15 protein-coding genes are annotated in these 17,673 nt (G+C 61.8%); 3 read left to right on the plus strand and 12 right to left on the minus strand.

All coding sequences use genetic code 11. The annotated features are described in order from the left end of the window. Positions 1 to 46 precede the first annotated feature (46 nt). Positions 47 to 274, plus strand: a complete 228-nt coding sequence (locus DESPIGER_RS08320; RefSeq protein WP_072335479.1) for a hypothetical protein — start codon at positions 47 to 49, stop codon at positions 272 to 274. Positions 275 to 713: 439 nt separating this feature from the next. Here the strand turns inward: DESPIGER_RS08320 and DESPIGER_RS08325 are convergent, their stop codons facing one another. The 4 genes from DESPIGER_RS08325 to truB all read right to left on the minus strand — a co-directional run bounded on the left by DESPIGER_RS08325 (position 714) and on the right by truB (position 5,338). Further along, positions 714 to 1,703 carry a hypothetical protein gene (locus DESPIGER_RS08325; protein WP_072335482.1) on the minus strand — a complete coding sequence of 330 codons (990 nt, stop codon included), beginning with the start codon at positions 1,701 to 1,703 and terminating at the stop codon, positions 714 to 716. A gap of 15 nt (positions 1,704 to 1,718) precedes the next feature. After that, positions 1,719 to 3,944 (minus strand): polyribonucleotide nucleotidyltransferase, encoded by a 2,226-nt coding sequence (gene pnp / locus DESPIGER_RS08330; RefSeq protein ID WP_072335484.1) that lies wholly within the window; start codon positions 3,942 to 3,944, stop codon positions 1,719 to 1,721. A 172-nt stretch (positions 3,945 to 4,116) separates the two neighbouring features. Beyond that, positions 4,117 to 4,386, minus strand: a complete 270-nt coding sequence (gene rpsO / locus DESPIGER_RS08335; RefSeq protein WP_040369636.1) for a 30S ribosomal protein S15 — start codon at positions 4,384 to 4,386, stop codon at positions 4,117 to 4,119. A 25-nt stretch (positions 4,387 to 4,411) separates the two neighbouring features. Beyond that, complete coding sequence (truB, locus tag DESPIGER_RS08340) at positions 4,412 to 5,338, minus strand: tRNA pseudouridine(55) synthase TruB (RefSeq protein WP_072335487.1); 927 nt, start codon at positions 5,336 to 5,338, stop codon at positions 4,412 to 4,414. Between the two features lie 196 nt (positions 5,339 to 5,534). Here truB and DESPIGER_RS08345 point away from each other — a divergent pair, with 196 nt between their 5' ends. Continuing rightward, on the plus strand, positions 5,535 to 6,440 hold the full coding sequence (locus DESPIGER_RS08345) for a LysR family transcriptional regulator (RefSeq protein WP_331712409.1): 906 nt from the start codon (positions 5,535 to 5,537) through the stop codon (positions 6,438 to 6,440). A 48-nt stretch (positions 6,441 to 6,488) separates the two neighbouring features. Here DESPIGER_RS08345 and DESPIGER_RS08350 read toward each other — a convergent pair whose 3' ends face one another. From DESPIGER_RS08350 to rpmE, 8 genes are all read right to left on the minus strand, one after another. Continuing rightward, positions 6,489 to 8,012: an outer membrane homotrimeric porin gene (locus DESPIGER_RS08350; RefSeq protein ID WP_072335490.1), complete on the minus strand. Its 1,524-nt coding sequence runs from the start codon at positions 8,010 to 8,012 to the stop codon at positions 6,489 to 6,491. 119 nt (positions 8,013 to 8,131) lie between these two features. Next, a complete protein-coding gene (locus DESPIGER_RS08355; protein WP_072335493.1) occupies positions 8,132 to 9,430 on the minus strand; it encodes an SLC13 family permease in 1,299 nt (432 codons plus the stop codon). 467 nt (positions 9,431 to 9,897) lie between these two features. After that, positions 9,898 to 11,583 carry an FAD-dependent oxidoreductase gene (locus DESPIGER_RS08360; RefSeq protein ID WP_072335497.1) on the minus strand — a complete coding sequence of 562 codons (1,686 nt, stop codon included), beginning with the start codon at positions 11,581 to 11,583 and terminating at the stop codon, positions 9,898 to 9,900. 47 nt (positions 11,584 to 11,630) lie between these two features. Continuing rightward, positions 11,631 to 13,271 (minus strand): FAD-binding protein, encoded by a 1,641-nt coding sequence (locus DESPIGER_RS08365; RefSeq protein ID WP_072335500.1) that lies wholly within the window; start codon positions 13,269 to 13,271, stop codon positions 11,631 to 11,633. Next, positions 13,264 to 13,518 carry a hypothetical protein gene (locus DESPIGER_RS12935; RefSeq protein WP_156831667.1) on the minus strand — a complete coding sequence of 85 codons (255 nt, stop codon included), beginning with the start codon at positions 13,516 to 13,518 and terminating at the stop codon, positions 13,264 to 13,266. The genes DESPIGER_RS08365 and DESPIGER_RS12935 overlap by 8 nt, the downstream gene beginning before the upstream one ends. Positions 13,519 to 13,851: 333 nt before the next feature. Continuing rightward, entirely contained in the window at positions 13,852 to 14,922 is a 1,071-nt protein-coding gene (prfA, locus tag DESPIGER_RS08370) for a peptide chain release factor 1 (protein WP_072335503.1), read from the minus strand. Between the two features lie 36 nt (positions 14,923 to 14,958). Further along, entirely contained in the window at positions 14,959 to 15,945 is a 987-nt protein-coding gene (locus tag DESPIGER_RS08375) for a DUF1385 domain-containing protein (protein WP_072335506.1), read from the minus strand. A 129-nt stretch (positions 15,946 to 16,074) separates the two neighbouring features. Then, the gene (gene rpmE, locus DESPIGER_RS08380; protein WP_040369638.1) at positions 16,075 to 16,287 is read right to left on the minus strand and encodes a 50S ribosomal protein L31; all 213 of its coding nucleotides are present in this window, start codon (positions 16,285 to 16,287) and stop codon (positions 16,075 to 16,077) included. A 406-nt stretch (positions 16,288 to 16,693) separates the two neighbouring features. Here rpmE and DESPIGER_RS08385 point away from each other — a divergent pair, with 406 nt between their 5' ends. Next, on the plus strand, positions 16,694 to 17,464 hold the full coding sequence (locus DESPIGER_RS08385) for a TlyA family RNA methyltransferase (RefSeq protein ID WP_072335509.1): 771 nt from the start codon (positions 16,694 to 16,696) through the stop codon (positions 17,462 to 17,464). Positions 17,465 to 17,673 lie beyond the last annotated feature (209 nt).

A 17,673-nucleotide genomic window follows, 5' to 3' on the forward strand; every position in this document is an offset into this window, starting at 1 on the left:
TTTTTCGCGGCCCCGCCGGGGCAACTCGTTGGCGCGAAGGAGACGTATGTCTCATTTTCAAACCCGCGTCAAGAACTTTTTTGCCATCCGGGAAAATTTCCTTTCCTGCCGCCCTTGCGGACATGGCCAGTTCGTTGGCGCGAACGGCTTTATGCGCCTTTTCGACCCCACCGTCAAGCATTTTCCCGCAAAAAATCAAAAAAATGCTGCCGAACCGTCGAAAAGGCGCTCCCGCGTCATATGGTGGCTCTGTTTTTCAACCAGCTTTCTGTGACGATACTTCTTCCCCCACAAAATGTAAAGCATTTCATGCCATTTTTCATGCGATCCTGTTACAGTACAGATAAAGTAAATAAAAACATCATGATATGATACAAGTCCCAAGCCTTCTGCAAGCAGCGGAAGGCCCGCCGGCAAAAGCCCGCACCAGTGCAGCAGCCCCCTTCCGGCTGCCGGGGAGGCGCGGCCACAGCCACAAAGCCCCCTGCTGCCACAGGCCCCCCGTATCCTGCCTGTATGGACAGCCGCCCCGGCTGAGTTTCCCAGGCCCCTTATATCCTGACCTGTGCGACATTGCCCCCGAAGCACTGCAAACCCACTGGAACACATGGATTTTTTGACGATATCACAGTTTTTCCGGGCACTTTCGGCCATATGGAAAAGGCGCCCTGCCGTACGACAGGGCGCCTTCATCAGTTTCTACAAGGCAGGATCTATTGCGCGGGGCTTTCATCCATGTCGATGACACGGCCCTGCAGCCAGACATAGGCGTCCACTTCGTCGCCTTCCTGGGGTTCGTAATCCCGCAGGACCATCTTGCTGGCGTAGATGGGCAGCACCATGTCCGGGCGCTGGTCGAAGGGGAAGCGCACATAGAGGACCTTGATGTCCATCTTTTCCAGCTTCACGTCGTCCACGCGCTCCACCCTGGTGCGCACCTGATACTCGGCAAAGCGGCGGCCGGGCATGATGAGCTGGCGGCCGGTCATGGAGATCTTCAGGGGCGGCACGTCCAGGCGGGTCTTGCCGGGATTCTCGGCCAGCCACTGGGCGGCCCAGGCTTCGTACTGGGGCCCCTGGGTGATGTTCACGTCATCCAGCAGGGCCTTGCGCAGGGCGATGGCCAGAGCGGACAGCAGGAAGGTCTGGGTGACGCCGGGGGTCAGGTCGTCCTTGTCGCGCAGATACAGGGGGTCATAGAACCACATGGGGTTCTTGCCCTCGATCATGCTCACGGCCACGTTGGCGCCGCCCCCCTGGCTCCAGGGGTGGATGCTTTCCACGGTCAGGTCGTTGGGCAGGCCTTCCAGGAAAGGAACGGCGGACAGGGGCTTGAACTTTTCCCCTTCGTCAGCCTGCATGAGCACGGCAGCGCGCGACGGCTGGTCCTTGGGCCAGGCCATGAGCACATATTCCTTGCCGCCGCGCTTCCACTGCCAGGCAGGACGGGTGCCGCCATTGTGCAGCACCGTGCCCACCACCTGCGGCATGACGGTCATGGGGTTCTGTCCCAGCAGCACGGCCCAGGCATCGCCCAGGGCCTCGTCGTGCTGGCGGTTCTCGCCGCGCAGCATGGCCTTCAGCTCTTCTTCCGAGGGCTGGCGGGCAGCGTCGGCGCTTTCCATCTGTTCCGCCTGCTGGGCGGCGGGAGCAGTGTCCTGCACTTTTTTCTCGACCTGTTCAGCCTTGCTCTTCTTGGTCATGGCTCGTGCCTCCGGTTAACGACGGTCGCCCCTGCCGCCGCGGTCGCCGCGGTCACGACGGCCGCCGCGGTCACCGCGATTGCCGCGGTCGCGCTGGGGACGGGCGGTCTCTTCGGGGTTCCAGGGATGGCCCTGTTCTTCCAGCAGCACGGCCTTGCGGCTGGCGCGGATACGGTCACCGTTGATCTCGATGACCTTGACCACCATGTCTTCACCCAGATGGGCCACATCGCCGGGCTGCTCCACGCGGTTCACGTCCAGCTGGGAGACGTGCACCAGGGCTTCCACATTGGGCAGCACTTCCACGATGACGCCGATCTCCATGATCTTCTTGACCTTGGCGGTGTAGTTCTTGCCCAGTTCGGGACGCTGGTCATAGTAGGTGACCATCTCGCGGGCCTTTTCCAGGGCATCGGCCGTGGGGGCGAAGATGGACACGCGGCCGGAATCTTCGATGTCCACGGAAGCGCCGGTGGCGGTGGTGATGGCCTTGATGTTCTTGCCACCGGGGCCGATGATCAGGCGGATGATGTCGGGATTGACGAAGATCTCGGCATGCTGGGGCGCGTAGCGCGACAGTTCCTTGCGCGGCTCGGGCAGGGCCTTGGCCATCTCGGCCAGGATGTGCAGGCGGCCTTCGTGGGCCTGCTGCATGGCCTGGCGCATGATGTCAGTGGTCAGGCCGGTGATCTTGATGTCCATCTGCACGCCGGTGACGCCTTCCGCGGTACCGGCGATCTTGAAGTCCATGTCGCCCAGGGCGTCTTCATCGCCCAGGATGTCGGTGAGCACGATGAACTTGTCGCCTTCCTTGATGAGGCCCATGGCCACACCGGCCACCGGGGCGCTGATGGGGATGCCCGCATCCATGAGGGAGAGGCAGCCGCCGCACACGGCAGCCATGGAAGAGGAGCCGTTGGATTCCACGGTCTCGGAGACCACGCGCACGGTGAAGGGGAAGTCGGCGTCGGCCGGCATGACGGGCCGCAGGGACTTTTCGGCCAGGGCGCCGTGGCCGATCTCGCGGCGGGAGACGCGCACGGGCTTCACCTCGCCCACGCTGAAGGGCGGGAAGTTGTAATGCAGCATGAAGCGCTTGGTCACGTCGCCGCTCAGGCTGTCCATGCGCTGTTCATCGGTGGAGGAACCCAGGGTGGTCACCACCAGGGACTTGGTCTCGCCGCGGCGGAAGATGGCCGAGCCGTGGGCGCGGGGCAGCACGCTGGTCTGGATCTGGATGGGGCGCACGGTCCTGGTGTCGCGGCCGTCGATGCGCACGCCTTCGTTGACGATGCGGGCACGCACGATCTTCTTTTCCAGATCGCCGATGATCTCGCCCACTTCCTTCAGGGCGTCGCTCTCGGCCCAGGCGGGGTCATTGAGCAGGGCTTCCATGACCTTGTCCTTGACGGCCTTGCGGGCGTCCTTGCGGGCCAGCTTCTCGGGCACGCGCATGGCCTCCTCAAGGCCGGCCTCGCGGGCCAGTTCCTGCACGCGGGCCACCAGCACCGGATCGTCCTGATGGGGGGTGAAGGGCATCTTTTCCTTGCCGGCCAGTTCGCGCAGCTTGAGCTGGGCGTCGATGAGCGGCTGGATCTCCTTGCGGCCCCATTCCAGGGCGTCGATGATGACGTCCTCGGGCACGAAGGTGGCCTCGCCTTCCACCATGGTCAGGGCATCGCGGGAAGCGGCGAACACGATGTTCAGGTCGCTGCGCGCCTGCTCCTCGAAGGTGGGGTTGAGCACGAACCGGCCGTCGATGCGGCCGATGCGGCCACCGGCCACCGGGCCTTCGAACGGCAGGGGCGAGAGCATGACGGCGGCGGAAGCGCCGGTCAGGGCCAGCACGTCGGATTCGTTCTCCTGGTCGGCGGAGATGACGCTGGCCAGCACCTGCACGTCTTCGTTCAGGCCCTTGGGGAACAGGGGACGGATGGGACGGTCGATGAGGCGGGAGACCAGGGTCTCACGCTCGGAGGGACGGCCGATCTCGCGGCGGAAGAAGCTGCCGGGGATGCGGCCGGCGGCGTACATCTTTTCGGAATATTCCACGGTGAGGGGGAAGAATCCCTTGTCGAACTCCAGAGCCTGGGAGCAGACGGTCACCAGCACCACCGTGCCGCCGCACTGCATCCAGACGGCGCCGTGGGCCTGGTTGGCCAGACGGCCGGTCTCGAAAATGATTTCCTTGCCGCCCACGGTGGCCGTGACGCGGGTAGGATTGAAGATATCCTGGTTCATGTGGACCTCGTATGAAGGGGATTCCGGCAAAAACGGGCAACAGCGCCCCGCCGCGGGCCTGGGGCCACGGGTGCTGCCCGGTCTTCCCGGACCCCCCTTCCTGCTAGATGTTGTCGTGAGGTAGTGGATTGCAAAAAGGGGGGGCTTGGCCCCCCCTCTCAAACCATCGTCATTACTTGCGCAGGCCGAGCTTGGCGATCAGCGCACGGTAACGCTGAATGTCCTTCTTCTTCAGGTAGTTCAGCAGCTTGCGGCGCTGGCCCACCAGCTTCAGCAGACCGGTGCGGGAGTGGAAGTCCTTCTTGTGCACCTTGAAGTGGCCGGTGAGGCCTTCGATGCGGGCGGTCAGCAGGGCCACCTGCACTTCCGGGGAGCCGGTGTCGCCTTCGTGTTTGGCGTGAGCGTCGATAACCACTTTCTTCTGTTCAGCGTCCATAGCCACAGCAGTTCTCCTTTACGGATGTAAGTTAATTCCAGAGGCCCCGCAGCACGGTCCAGCAGGGGCCCTGGGGCGTGTCGGAACGGCGGGCCAGGGCCAGGGGCATGCCCTGACGCTGCAAAAGCGCCTTGTCGCCCACATCGTCGCGGCAGGGGATGGCCATGCCGTTACGGATGCGGGCCTCGGCGGCTTCGTCCAGCTCCAGCACCGGCCAGTGGGGCAGCGCCTCGGCAAGGGGGCGCAGATGCTTCACCAGCAGGCCCGGATCGGCCGACAGTTCGTCCAGTCCGCAGGCCACTTCGAGACCGAAGGGGTGACTGTACTCCCGGGTCAGTTCCGTGAGCACGGCTCCGCATCCCAGTCGCATCCCCAAGCTGTGGGCCAGGGAGCGTATATAGGTGCCGGAACTGCATGCGACCCGAAAGCGTACAAACGGCAGCGCCACTTCGAGCACGTCCGCTTGCGAAATTTCCATGCTTTTGACCTTCTTGGGCACTTCCTTGCCCTTGCGCGCCAGCTTGTAGAGGGACTGGCCCTCGTGCTTGGCCGCGGAATAGGCGGGCACTTCCTGCTCGTGCAGGGTCAGCCAGCGGGCCACTTCGGCGCGCACATCGGCTTCGGTCACCTGCTGCCACGGGGATTCCGCCAGCACCTCGCCCTGGATGTCCCAGGTATCGGTGGTGAGGCCCAGGCGCAGCTGGCCGCTGTAGACCTTGCCGCCATCGGCCAAGAGGTGCGAGGCGATCTTGGTGCCCTGTCCCAGCAGCACCAGCAGCACGCCGGAAGCCATGGGGTCCAGGGTGCCCGCGTGGCCGATCTTGCGCTGGCCCAGGCGCTTGAGCGCCGAGAGGCAGCGGGCCGACGTGGGGCCGGAAGGCTTGTTGAGCACCAGGACGCCGTCCAGCTGGGGCAGCGGCGCCGCTTTGCGTGCGGCAGGGGAAGTCTGTTCGGTCATACGCAACAAATAATGATAGCAGGCCTGCGGCATGAAGTCAAAAGCGCAGGCATATGGCGGCAGGCAATAGCCTGTTGCGGGCCAAAGGTCAAGCGTTTTCCCTAATCCCGCAAGACAGGCAGCGTTTTCTCTCTGCTGTTTGCATCGTTCCCGTTGCACGTTTATAGTCACCGGGACCAAGAGCATCCATCTGCCCGTGGCGGCAGTACGGCAAGGAGATCTACATGGACCTGAAGCGTCTGGAATATTTCTCATCGAAAAAGGACAGATAAGCAAGGCGGCCCAGTCTCTTCACATCTCACAGCCGCCCCTCAGCATGCGTCTCAAGGAGCTGGAAGACGAGCTGGGCGTGACTCTCATCCACCGGCAAGGAAAGGCGTGGCAGGTAACGCCGGAAGGCAGGATGCTCTATCGCAAGGCCCAGTTCATCCTTTCCTACATGGAAGGGGTAAAAAACGATATAGCCAGCATCGCAGGCGAGCTCCACGGCCGGATCAAATTCGGAGTCTGCCCGCCCTGCCGCCAGATGGCCGCCCATGTCATCTCTGACCTCGGCAAGAGCCATCCCCGCTTGCAATTCCGCGTCTGGGTCATGGACAACCAGTCTCTGGAGCGCCACCTGCAGGAAAGCCATCTGGATTTTGCGCTCGTCCTCCTTCCGGTCAAAGGGAGGAACTATGCCATCCGCAGCCTGCAGGCAAAACCCTACTATGCTGTTTTCGGCAAGGGCATGCCGCAGCCCAAAGCCGATATCATAGGTGTCGAAGACCTGGCCGGGCTGCCGCTGATCGTGCAGCACCGCCGGGACAGTGCAGGTATCAATGCCGTCCTCATGAAGGCCTTCCAGAGGCAGAACAGACAGGCCCATGTCGTGCTGGAGACTCAGGATTCCAGTTTCCTGCAGGCCCTTCTGCTGGAAGGCTTCCCTGCCGTGGCCATCCTTAACGAATACGAACTCGAGCGGCTCCCGCTGGATCAATTCCCCACGGCCCGGCTTGACGTGGCAGACCTCACCTTGGCCCCGGCCCTGATAAGCCTGGAGAATGCCTATACCAGCCTCCTGGCCCAGAAAGTCATGGACTGCTTTGCGGCCCGTTTCTGACCCTCTGCTGCCGGTCGTTCCGTACAGCAGACGGCAGAAACGGCCAACTCAGAAGCTATAGCCAAAATAGAGCGTGGCGTGCCAGGCGTCCTGACGGCTCATGGAAGGCCCCAGCCAGTCACGTCCGTCCTTCTGCCAGGTATCCTTGTCGAACCCGTTGACGATATAGCCCAGCTCCAGGCCCGCCGTCAGGTTTTCGTACACTTTCCAGTAGCTGTCGAGATTGAATTCCAGCAAATGATCCGCCGTGGTCAGGTACATGCCCGCCTTGTTGGGATTGCTGTCGAATCCGTAGTTCCAGGCATCACGGGCCTGTGCATACTTGACCATCCCGGTGCTGTTGGTGCCGTTCCAGTAGGCCACTCGCAGGATATGCTTGAGGTCGGGCAAAAACGACATGTCTTTCAGGCGTACGCCGATGCCCCATGTACCGGCATAGTTGCTGCCCAGATCGTTGTATCCTGTAGGATAGGGATTGGCCGCGCCCATGAAGCTGGTGAACTTGCTCCAGGGGTCGATGGACGGCATACGCTCGGAACCGTTCTTCAGGCTGCCGTCATCGCCCGAAGCATACCAGCCGAAAATACCGGGCGTGCCCCAGTCCAGCCGGTATTCTGCCAAAGCCATGGCCAGCCATCCCTCACGCCGGGTACTGGCCCTGTCCATGCGTTGCCCGCCGCGCACGGGTATGTCATAGCGGCCCATGGCCTCCACATAGCCATAGTTGATGTCCAGCTCGAAATTCCAGGGTGCAAAGGCGCTGATCCCCACAGGCAGGCCGGCCCAGAACATGCTGCCCCACGCCTTGTCCGTCTCCCCTACCAGATGGGCGCCCCCAAAAGGATCGCTGCTTAGCGTATAGTGGGGCATGCCGTCCTTCCATATCTTCACGGCACGGCCGTCAGCAGTACTGGGGAACGTATTTTTGCCCCGCAGGCCAAACATGACCCACGGCGACATGTCCCACCCGTCCTGCCTTACCGGCAGGATCAGGGCGAACAGATCCATGTTGTCCAGATAGGAGATCGTGCCGTCGCCACTGGCGGCAGTGGCATTGTCATTGAAGGGACGGACCCACAGGCCGGTCAGGGACACAGCATCATTGAAACACCAGGAGGCTGTCACGGCGGCGGCATCCATATTGTCCATGACCATGCCACCACCAGCTTTTTTGGGCAGATTGATGTTCTGGATGCCCATGCGAACCCGTAGCGGCATGCCCGGTACGGTCCAGTCCGTATAGGCCTGACGCAGCTTGACCACTGTCTGGTCTGCTCCCAGGGCAGCACCACTACTGTTTTTGCCCCACATGAGCTGGCCGATCTCGAAAAAAACCGTTCCTGAAAGGGCTGGTGAAGCCACCGCATCCATCTGCAGACGCAGACGCTGCCGGGCATGGAAGGTATCTTCACTGTCAGCCTTGCGGTCACCGACAGTATCTACCAGATTGTTGTCACCTGCGCTAAAGGCAAACTGCCACTGTCCCTTCATCTTGAAGTCCACGGCCTGGACCGTGAAGGGATGGCAGAGCGCCAGGCTCAGCAGGCACAGCAAAGACAGTATCCTGTTCATGGCGGTCCCTCATGAGGCCCCCTGCCATCTGCAGGGGACCTGTCGTGTAAGATTCATCGGGGAGCTTTTTCCACCGGAGGACAGCGTTGTTACGTGATATCCTCCGGCATGGGGCCGGGTTATCCGATCCAGTTCCGCAACAGTCCCGTGTACAGACAGAACTCCAGCCAGACGAGCCCGGCCACAGGCAGGAATAACAGTTTCTTGAACAGGACATCTGCCTCGCGCTGATCCTCAAGCCCTGCAAGGGCCATAGCGCCACAGGTAGAGAAGGGGGAAGAACCTGTGTAGAACCCGCCTACCGAGATCAGCGAGAACAGGATGATGGGCGCGACACCCGTGCTGGAAGCAAGGGGCGCGACCAGCAGGGCCAGCGTGGGGATAACCACGCCCAGCGTGGCAACAAAGAAGCTCATGGTGCAGGCCGCCGCCAGCAGGATGTAGGGGGCCGCGGCACTGGTCACATTGACCTGCACCCACGAGGAAAGACTGCTGACAAGGCCGCCCGAAACAGCCGTACCGATCAGCGTACCCATGGCACAGATCATGATTATGATGGAGAATGGCACCTTGGCTATGGCATCTTTTTCTTTGGCCACCTTGCAAATGCTGCACAGTATGATGCCTACGGTACAGATGACGGTGATGTCGCAAAAGGAGGCGACTTTTTTGACTGTCGCGACATCAGGCATGGCAACCTTGAGCATGGCCGGGATAACGGTGCAGAGAAAGACCAGGCCAACTATCCACAAGGTCCTTTTCTGAACTGCAGTGAAGGGCTCAGGTTTGTTTATCTCAACTTTCTTTGTCCTATGACCGCCTGTGACAAAGTAAGTGATGACAAAAAATATGGACATGGTTACCAGGGAATTCATGAGCACGTTCATGCACATGGCCATACCTTCATTATGGAAACCGCTATTCTCAGCCACCTGCTGGATGATTATGCCGCCGACACTGAAGGGAAACTGGGAGCCGATGGTCGAGCCACAGAAGATAAGTACCGTAGCCAGCACCCTGGAAATCTTCGATTTTATGCAGATCGTCATCACCAGGGGAGACAGGAATGCAAATGTGGCAGGTGCCCCTGCGCCAGTCCCGGCAAACATCATGCAGATGAAGAACAGGACGATGGGCAACAGTGCTGGCCTATTGCGGCTACTGTAGATAATCTTTTCTGCCAGCTTCACGAGGGTCCCGTTCGATATGGCAAAGCCATAAAATGCCGTGACGATGAACAGCATCAAAAATAGATATATCGGCCATAGACCTGCAACTTTTTTTACCGACATATCATAGATGAACACACCGTTCACGAAAGCAAACGTCAAAGCAAAATAGCCGATATTCGTTTTGAACAGGAACCCAAGGACAAGAGCCAGTACAAGGGATATCAAAAACAGCATTTCTGCGCTCATTGCTCTCTCCAGATTAAACAGGCACGTTTGTTTTTGAGTACTATGCCGCTATTTCCCTATGGCCGGATCGGCCACGGGAAGTACGGCTAATGCACTCTTTCCTGGAACAGCTTCCAATCCATCCGGTACAAGAGTGACGGTCTGGAATGTATTCTTGAGCAGGGGCGTAAACGGGAAGTCTCCCCTTTAAGAGGATCATTGGAGATGTTCCGGACTGGTCATGTGGGAAAACCAGAAGGACATGCAGATGGCTGTATCTATGACTTCGCCGTCAACAGGGGTACGCAGGCAGGGCGATCAGGACCAGCCCACAGCCGGGACAATCCCTTCACCATCGTTTTTTAGTACGGCAAAGCCGGACAAGGCTGTCCATCGCAGCATCTGTGGTCTTGCTCCATGCTTCTCCGCCCGCGATCCCTGCATTTTCTGTCCCCGTACCGTGCTCAGGGTACGGGGACAGGCAATTACTACAGCATCATAGTCAACGGGAAGCGATAGGCCACGGAACCGGTGCTGCAGGCGATGCGGCAGCAGCCGCAATGCCAGCACTGTTCGGGATAGGCCACAGCAGGCCCATCCTCCGTCATGGTCAGGATATGGCCGGGGCAGCTCTCCACACACGAACCGCAGGAGATGCAGTGCCCACAATGGAGGCAGCGTCCGGCTTCGCTACGTGCGGCCTTGTCCGGCAGGCCGCCTTCCAGCTCGGCAAAGGCCAGACGGGGCCGGGCTTCACTGGCCGGGACCACAGCCCGGGGCGCATGCGGGTGATAATCCACATGCATGATCTCCTCCAGCTCCACCACATGGGCAGCATCCAGGGCCGGACGCACAGCCAGAGCCATGCTGCCGTCATCCTCGAACCAGGCATCGATATTGCTGCCGGCAGGAAGGCCGGCAAGATAGGCATGCAGGCCCAGCGCCACGTTCCGGCCGCTGCCGATGGCCGACGAGACGAGACCAGGTCCGGTTGCCACGTCACCAGCGGCAAACAGCCCCCGGATGCTCGTCATGCCCGCAGCATCGACGGCCACGCAGCCACGGGGCGTCAGGGCGACGTCCAGACCGGCCAGAGCCGTCAGGTCAGCCTGCAGGCCACTGGCGCAAATGACCAGATGGGCGGCAAATGTCGCTTCTGCCCCGGCAGCAACTTCCGTATGGAGCTCGCCGGCGGCATCGAAGGAAAATGACGATATGGGTCTGGCCGTGACCTGGAACATGCCGTCGGCCGAACAGGTGACCGCAGTGGTCTGCATGCTGTTGGCGATGCTGATGCCTTCATCGCGGGCCTGGAGCACTTCCGCTTCAGGGGCATGCATGGCTCCTTCGGCCTCCAGGCAAACCATGCGTACACTGGCAGCCCCCAGGCGACGGGCCGTGAAGGCGCAGTCGAAAGCAACCCCGCCGCCGCCCAGGATGACCACCTCCTGACCTTCCAGGCTGCGGCGCTCCAGCGTGGAGCGCTTCATCCAGCTTACAGCAGGCTGCAGATGTTCCTTGCCCGGGATATCCAGCAAGCGTTCCTTCCACAGGCCCACGGCCAGCACACAGGCATCGTGGCTGTCCAGCAGATCCTGCAGGGAGATGTCGCGCCCCACCTGCACATTGGTATGCACGCGCACGCCAAGATCCGCCACGGCCCCGGTCTCGCGGTCCACCACGTCCTTGGGCAGGCGGAAGTCCGGGATGGAGTGGCGCATCAGACCGCCCATGACGGCCGAACCTTCGTAGACGCTGACCTCATGGCCCAGCAGGCGGGCAAAACAGGCCGCGGTCAGACCGGCAGGTCCGGCACCAATGACGGCCACCCGCTTGCCCGAATCGGGCAGAGGGCGCAGTCTGGGGGCATGACCATTATCCGCTGCGTAACGCTCCAGACTGTGGATGGCCACGGCCTCATCGTAGCCGCAGCGGTTGCACTTGCCTTCGCAGGGATGCGGACAGACCCGACCGGTGATGCCGGGAAAAGGATTCTTGGTATGCAGGGACAACAGGGCCTCGTCCACACGGCCTTCGGCCAGAAGACTGTGCATGCGCTGGATGTTGTTGCCGGCAGGGCAGGTGATCTCACAGGGGGACGTACGATTCTGCCGGATGCTGCCGCGCATGTTGACGACGGCTTTTTTCCATTCCTTGCTATAAATGGGAGGCATGACTTTTCCTTGTTGTTGGCTGTGAATGCAAATCCGTCCGTGGCCTGCTACTGCAGCCAGAACACCTCAGGCCCTGCCGTACCCTTGCGGACGGCAAGGATCTTTTCGTAGGCGGGATCCTTTTCAGGGTAGTCGCTGCGACGGTAGATGCTGCGCCCGCTCTCCTTCCGTTCGCGGGTACAGAGCGTGGACAGACGGCAGCTTTCCAGCAGATGCAGTGCCTCGTGGGTCATCATGAGCTCATGCATGTTGCCCGCACGGACCTTGTCCGCATAACCGGACAGGAAGGCCAGGCGATCCAAAGCCACGTCGATCCCTTTCTCGTTGCGCACGAAGCCCATGTAGTACGACATGACCTGGCGTACCGAAGATTCGAACATGGCCTGGGGCACAGCATCTTCCAGCGGTGTCAGGGGCGTGAAGATCCGTTCGCATTCACGGTCGATCTCGTCCTCCAGTCCTTTCAGCCCCGGGGCCTTGCCCAGGTTGGCAGCAGCCGATTCACCAGCCAGATAACCGCTGCACATGGAACCGGAGAAAGTGTAGAACACACAGCCGTTGTACAGACCGGGCAGGCTGCTCATGAAAGCATCGTCCGTAGCCAGCATGCCGCTGAACTCGATCTCGCCGATTTCCACTTCCATGGGCGCCTTGGCAAAATCCACACCGCGCTGCGCGCAATAATCCAGGAATGTCGCCTTGTCGCCGGGCATGAGCACATACTGCAGGTGGTGCAGGCTCTCGGCGTCGATATGGCGCATCTCCATGACGAATGGCGGGCCATTGCCCTCGATCTGTTCCTGATACGTGCCGCCGATCTGGAACTGGCGGGGACAGTTTTCCATCTGGGGGTGATACTTGGGCATGAAGCGCTCGCCCAGGGCATTGAGCTCATGAGCGCCGGCACCGTTGATGCCGTTCATGCCCGCACAGCCGAAGCCCTTGGGTACCAGGGTGGCCTGCTGCTTGAGGTCCATGTTGATGATGGTGGCACCGGCCTCGTAGGCCAGCACGTACTGGCTGCCGGTATTGAAGGGGCTGTGCCAGGTATTGTAGGGATTGCCCGTAGAGTTGGCGGTGGCACGGTTGCAGCTGTTGCCCAGCGCCATGATCACCGCAGCCGCCGAGATGACGTAACAGGTACCATCCAGTACGTTGTATCCCACGGCCCCGGCTGCCCGGCCATCACGGACCAGCAGACGGGTGATCATCACATGATCCAGTACATCCGTCCCAAGGGACCTGAGGTGCCCGGCCACAAGACGCTTGATGCGCTGGCCTTCCGCAATGTTGATGTGCCAGGCCGGTTCACCGCGACCGGCCGTACGCAGATAGCCGCCGTCAGCACGATGCAGCAGCTTTACGCCCAGCCCCTCGAGAAAGTTCACCATCAGGGGCATGGTCCTGCCCCAGCCCCGCAGCATGCTCTCGCTGAAACCGCTGCACGGTTTAAGATAGAAACGGACCAGGTCATCCACAGTGTCATCCGGGTCGTTCGTCCCCAGCACTGCCAGAAAATGGTCGTTGCCGCCGCCCAGACAGCCGGAGCTCTCCAACTTGCCCTTATCCACCATCAGTGTGCGGATGCCCGCCCGGCGGGCGGCCAGAGCCGCGCCGCAGCCGGCTGCACCGGTACCGAGGACGAGCAGGTCGGTTTCCAGGGTCACGATCTTGCGTTCGCTATCCATCCACTTCTCCTATGGCGGTTGCCCGCAAAAAATATCTTTCTCCCGGAGGGGTCGCCCCGCTTCCGGTCACTTCGTATTTTTTTTCACTAGTAGTTTTTCTCCATTCTATAAAATACTTTAAAAATCTATTTTGCATATCAAAAAAGAATGCATTAGCTGACAGCAAAGCACTGTCCGGAACAGGAGCGACCGGCCGGAAGCTAGCGGCAACGCCTGCTTTGACGCACGGCACAAGATGGCTGTCCACAAGGTGGAGCGGACATCCGCAAGGCCCAATGTGTCCGAGGGATGACCAAAAGGCTCGTGCAGGAAAAGACAGAAAGGATGTGGCGACGGGAAAGTTCCCGCTGCCGGCAGGTACAAAAAAAGGCGGACCGGGAAATTCCCCGGCCCGCCTTGCGGTGCTGTGAAAAAAAGTATGGGCTTCGGCCTCGGTATTTGCCGCTAGACCGGACATTCGCAGCAGTCATCCGGCATCCCGATACGCCGGGACAACCCGGCACACTGTCTGCCGTAAAAAACGGCCCGCCGGAAAGCATCCGACGGGCCGTCCTCTCTTTTCGGAAAATCGTCTGCCGGTCTAGGCGTCGGCCTCGGCCTTGAGGGCCTCGGTCTGGGCGGCGGTGGCCAGGGCCTCGAACAGGGGATCCACTTCACCTTCCATGATGCGGTCCAGAGAGTACAGGGTCAGGTTGATGCGGTGGTCCGTGCAGCGGCCCTGGGGGAAGTTGTAGGTACGGATGCGCTCGGAGCGGTCACCGGAGCCCACCTGGGCCTTGCGGTCGGCGGAAAGTTCGCTGTTCTGGCGCTCGCGCTCGGCGGCCAGGATGCGGGAGGCCAGCACCTTCATGGCGCGGGCCTTGTTCTTGTGCTGCGAGCGTTCGTCCTGGCAGGTCACCACGGTACCGGTGGGGATGTGGGTGATGCGCACGGCGGACTCGGTCTTGTTGACGTGCTGGCCGCCGGCACCGGAAGCGCGGTAGATGTCGATGCGCAGGTCTTCGGGGCGGATCTCCACGTCCACTTCCTCGGCTTCGGGCATCACGGCCACGGTGGCGGCGGAAGTATGGATGCGGCCCTGGGTCTCGGTGGCGGGCACGCGCTGCACGCGGTGGGTACCGGCCTCGAACTTGAGGTGGCTGTACACGCGGTCACCGGAGATGAGGCAGATGATTTCCTTGTAGCCGCCGCTGTCGGAAGGGGATTCGCTCATGATCTCCACCTTCCAGCCCTTGATCTCGGCATAGCGGGTGTACATGCGGAAAAGGTCGGCGGCGAACAGGGCCGCTTCCTCACCGCCGGTACCGGCGCGGATTTCAAGGATGGTGTTCTTTTCGTCCAGGGGGTCCTTGGGCAGCAGCAGCACCTTGATCTTGTGCTCCAGCTCGGGCAGCTCGGCTTCGGCGGCGGCGATCTCTTCCTGCGCCATGGCCTTGATGTCGGGGTCGCTGTCGTGCAGGAGCTGCTTGTTCTCTTCCATCTCCTGCGTGAGGCTGCGATGGCGGCGGAACAGCTCCACCACATCGTGCAGGTCCGCATGCGCCTTGGTCAACTTGCGGTACTGATCCTGGTCGTTATAGACCTCAGGCTGGGCAAGCGCCTGTTCAAGCTCCATATACTTTTTTTCAAGACCTTCCAGCTTGGCAAACATGCGAACTCCAGAAAATGTATGGTCCCGCCGGGGCGACTAGGCGTCGCGCCGGTAGGGAGCCGTGATGATATTGTCGCCCGCCTGGGCGCCCAGGGCCTCGCGCAGGGCCACCACCGCCACGTCGAGCTGGCGCTCGTCGGGCTCGGCCGTGGTCATGCGCTGCAGGGTCAGGCCGGGGGCCCGCAGCAGCGTGGCCATGAAGCCGTCGGGCATGCGGGCAGCGTAACGGATCAGCTCATAGGCCAGCGCGCTGATGGGCACCATGAGCAGCAGTTTGAACACGATGGTCAATGCCTGCTTGGCCACCGCCCCTTCCGGGCAGTAGAAGAACAGCAGCAGGGGCACCAGCACCGCATGCAGGATGATGGAGATGCCGATGACGAACAGCAGGAACGTGGTGCCGCAGCGGGGGTGCAGGCGGCTCATGCGGGCCGCCGTGGCGGCGTCCACGTCGCCCCCGGCCTCGAAGGCATGGATGACCTTGTGCTCCGCGCCGTGATACTGGAACACGCGCCGGATATCGGGCACGAAGGAGATGGCCCAGATATAGCCCATGAAGATCAGGCACTTGAACAGACCGTCCCACAGATGGAAGGTGAGCCCTTCCACCCCGCCGCCCAGATCCAGCCACTGCATGAGCAGCGACAGCAGGTGCGGCACGACCACGAACAGGCCCACGGCCACGGCCAGGGAAAGCAGCAGGGTCAGCACCAGATGCCAGCCCTTGAGCTCCTCTTCACTGCCTTCGGCCTGCTGCTCCGCGGAACGGTTGAGCGCCTTGATGCCGTTGACCAGGGTCTCGATGAGCACGGGGAAGCCGCGCACGAAAGGCTTTTTCAGCCAGGGATGCCGTGTCAGCGAGAACCAGGGCAGGCGCCGGGCCACGATCTCGCCGTCGGGGCGGCGCAGGGCCAGCGCGTAGGCGTCACCATTGCGCATCATGACGCCTTCCAGAACGGCCTGCCCGCCCACGGTGGGGCAGCCGGCCGTCAGCATCAGGGAAACAAGACGGGAAAGGGGCATAGACTCCCTCAAAAAAACGCCAAGCCTCCGGCGGGAGCGTGAAACCAAAGATTCCAACGCCTCCGCCAGAGGTGGGATAACGTTCGCGTCCGGCAGACGCGGGGCAGCACACCGCTTGCGCGGCAGCGCCTACTTCTTTTCAAATTTGGCGTACTTCTTGCGGAAGCGGTCGATACGGCCGGCCGTATCCAGGAAGCGCTGCTTGCCGGTGAAGAAGGGATGGCAGGCGGAGCACACTTCGACGTGCACTTCTTCGCCCTTCGTGGAGAGCACCTGTTCCTGATTACCGCAAGCGCAGGTAATGGTGGCGTTGAACACCTTGGGATGGATATCTTTCTTCATGATCCTTACCTCGTATGGCAACGGCATATGCCGTCAATAGTCGTCTTCTGCGCGGCTTTTGCGCATCAGGGCCCAAACCAATAGCCCATAAACGCAGCTTTGGCAAGCCCCCCGCCCCGGCGGAAGGCCGTTTTCCCGGAGATTTTTCCCGCTCCGCCCGGACCGCTCCGCCCGGACCGGGCCGCCCTTCACGGCAGGCGCCGGAGATACGGGCCCGGCGGACGGCGGGCAACAGGCAAAGGGCCGCTCCCCACGGCATGGGGTACCGGCGGCGGGAGCCTTCCGTCGGCAAGGCCCGCCGCAAGGCGGACACGAAGACCCGGCCATGCCCGCGCGGGGCAGATGCCTGTGCCCGCCGCCCGCCGGGCCGGTTGCCAGCGCCGGGCCGACAGGCTACAGTGCGGCCATGTGTGCAAAAATCGCCCGCCAGCGCGCGGATCAACTGGTCTTCATGCAGGGCCTGGCCGAAAGCCGTGAACAGGCCCGCCGTCTCATCATGGCCGGCAAGGTGGCGCTCTCCTCCGCAGGACTGCCCCCCGGCGCCCCGCCCCAAAAGGTGGACAAGCCCGGGCATCCCTATCCCGAAGGCACGGTCTTCGAACTGCTGGGGCAGGAGCGCTTCGTCAGCCGCGGCGCCTACAAGCTGCTGACCATCCTGGACAATTTCAGGCTCGATGTGGGCGGCATGGTCTGCCTGGACGCCGGTGCCTCCACCGGCGGCTTCACGGACTGCCTGCTCCAGCACGGCGCCGCGCGCGTCTACGCCGTGGACGTGGGCAAGAACCAGCTGCACGAGAAACTGCGTGCCGACGGGCGCGTCATCAACCTCGAAGGCGTCAACCTGCGCGCCGCCGCTCCCGAGCTCATCCCCGAGCCCGTGGACCTGGTGGTGGCCGACGTGTCCTTCATCTCCCTGACGCTCATCCTGCCGCCCTGCATGACCTGGCTCAAGCCCGGCGGTCTGGCCGCCGTGCTCATCAAGCCCCAGTTCGAACTGGGCCCCGGCGAGACCGTCAAGGGCGTGGTGCGCGACGAGGCCGCCCGCCAGCGCGCCGTGGACAAGATCGTCCGCTTCTGTACCGGGAACCTGCGCCTGGAGAACCGGGGCGTGCTGCCCGCCGCCATCAAGGGGCCCAAGGGCAACCAGGAATACATGGCCCTTTTCGCCCGGCCCTGACCGGAGCGGTGAGTTTTTTTGAGGGGAGGGGGACCCCCTCTACTAACGCGAGAGGGGGTCCCCCTCCCCTCAAACTCCCCTCCCCTTCCCCAGCGCGTTTTATTGGGGAATGGGGAAAGCAGGGACGCCCTCTGACATCAGCAAGGCTCCATGACGACCGCTACAAACGATAAAAGCCCTGCCTTTGTTGAAGGCAGGGCTTTTTATAT

The sequence above is a fragment of the Desulfovibrio piger genome, from assembly GCF_900116045.1.
Classification (GTDB): Bacteria; Desulfobacterota; Desulfovibrionia; order Desulfovibrionales; family Desulfovibrionaceae; genus Desulfovibrio; species Desulfovibrio piger_A.

What these genes read in the sequence shown, in the direction of transcription:
- DESPIGER_RS08320 (WP_072335479.1), top strand. Translation starts at nt 47, where the DNA reads ATGTCTCATTTTCAAACCCGCGTCAAGAACTTTTTTGCCATCCGGGAA.
- DESPIGER_RS08325 (WP_072335482.1), bottom strand. Translation starts at nt 1,703, where the DNA reads ATGACCAAGAAGAGCAAGGCTGAACAGGTCGAGAAAAAAGTGCAGGAC.
- pnp (WP_072335484.1), bottom strand. Translation starts at nt 3,944, where the DNA reads ATGAACCAGGATATCTTCAATCCTACCCGCGTCACGGCCACCGTGGGC.
- truB (WP_072335487.1), bottom strand. Translation starts at nt 5,338, where the DNA reads ATGACCGAACAGACTTCCCCTGCCGCACGCAAAGCGGCGCCGCTGCCC.
- DESPIGER_RS08350 (WP_072335490.1), bottom strand. Translation starts at nt 8,012, where the DNA reads ATGAACAGGATACTGTCTTTGCTGTGCCTGCTGAGCCTGGCGCTCTGC.
- DESPIGER_RS08355 (WP_072335493.1), bottom strand. Translation starts at nt 9,430, where the DNA reads ATGAGCGCAGAAATGCTGTTTTTGATATCCCTTGTACTGGCTCTTGTC.
- DESPIGER_RS08360 (WP_072335497.1), bottom strand. Translation starts at nt 11,583, where the DNA reads ATGCCTCCCATTTATAGCAAGGAATGGAAAAAAGCCGTCGTCAACATG.
- DESPIGER_RS08365 (WP_072335500.1), bottom strand. Translation starts at nt 13,271, where the DNA reads ATGGATAGCGAACGCAAGATCGTGACCCTGGAAACCGACCTGCTCGTC.
- prfA (WP_072335503.1), bottom strand. Translation starts at nt 14,922, where the DNA reads ATGTTTGCCAAGCTGGAAGGTCTTGAAAAAAAGTATATGGAGCTTGAA.
- DESPIGER_RS08375 (WP_072335506.1), bottom strand. Translation starts at nt 15,945, where the DNA reads ATGCCCCTTTCCCGTCTTGTTTCCCTGATGCTGACGGCCGGCTGCCCC.
- rpmE (WP_040369638.1), bottom strand. Translation starts at nt 16,287, where the DNA reads ATGAAGAAAGATATCCATCCCAAGGTGTTCAACGCCACCATTACCTGC.
- DESPIGER_RS08385 (WP_072335509.1), top strand. Translation starts at nt 16,694, where the DNA reads ATGTGTGCAAAAATCGCCCGCCAGCGCGCGGATCAACTGGTCTTCATG.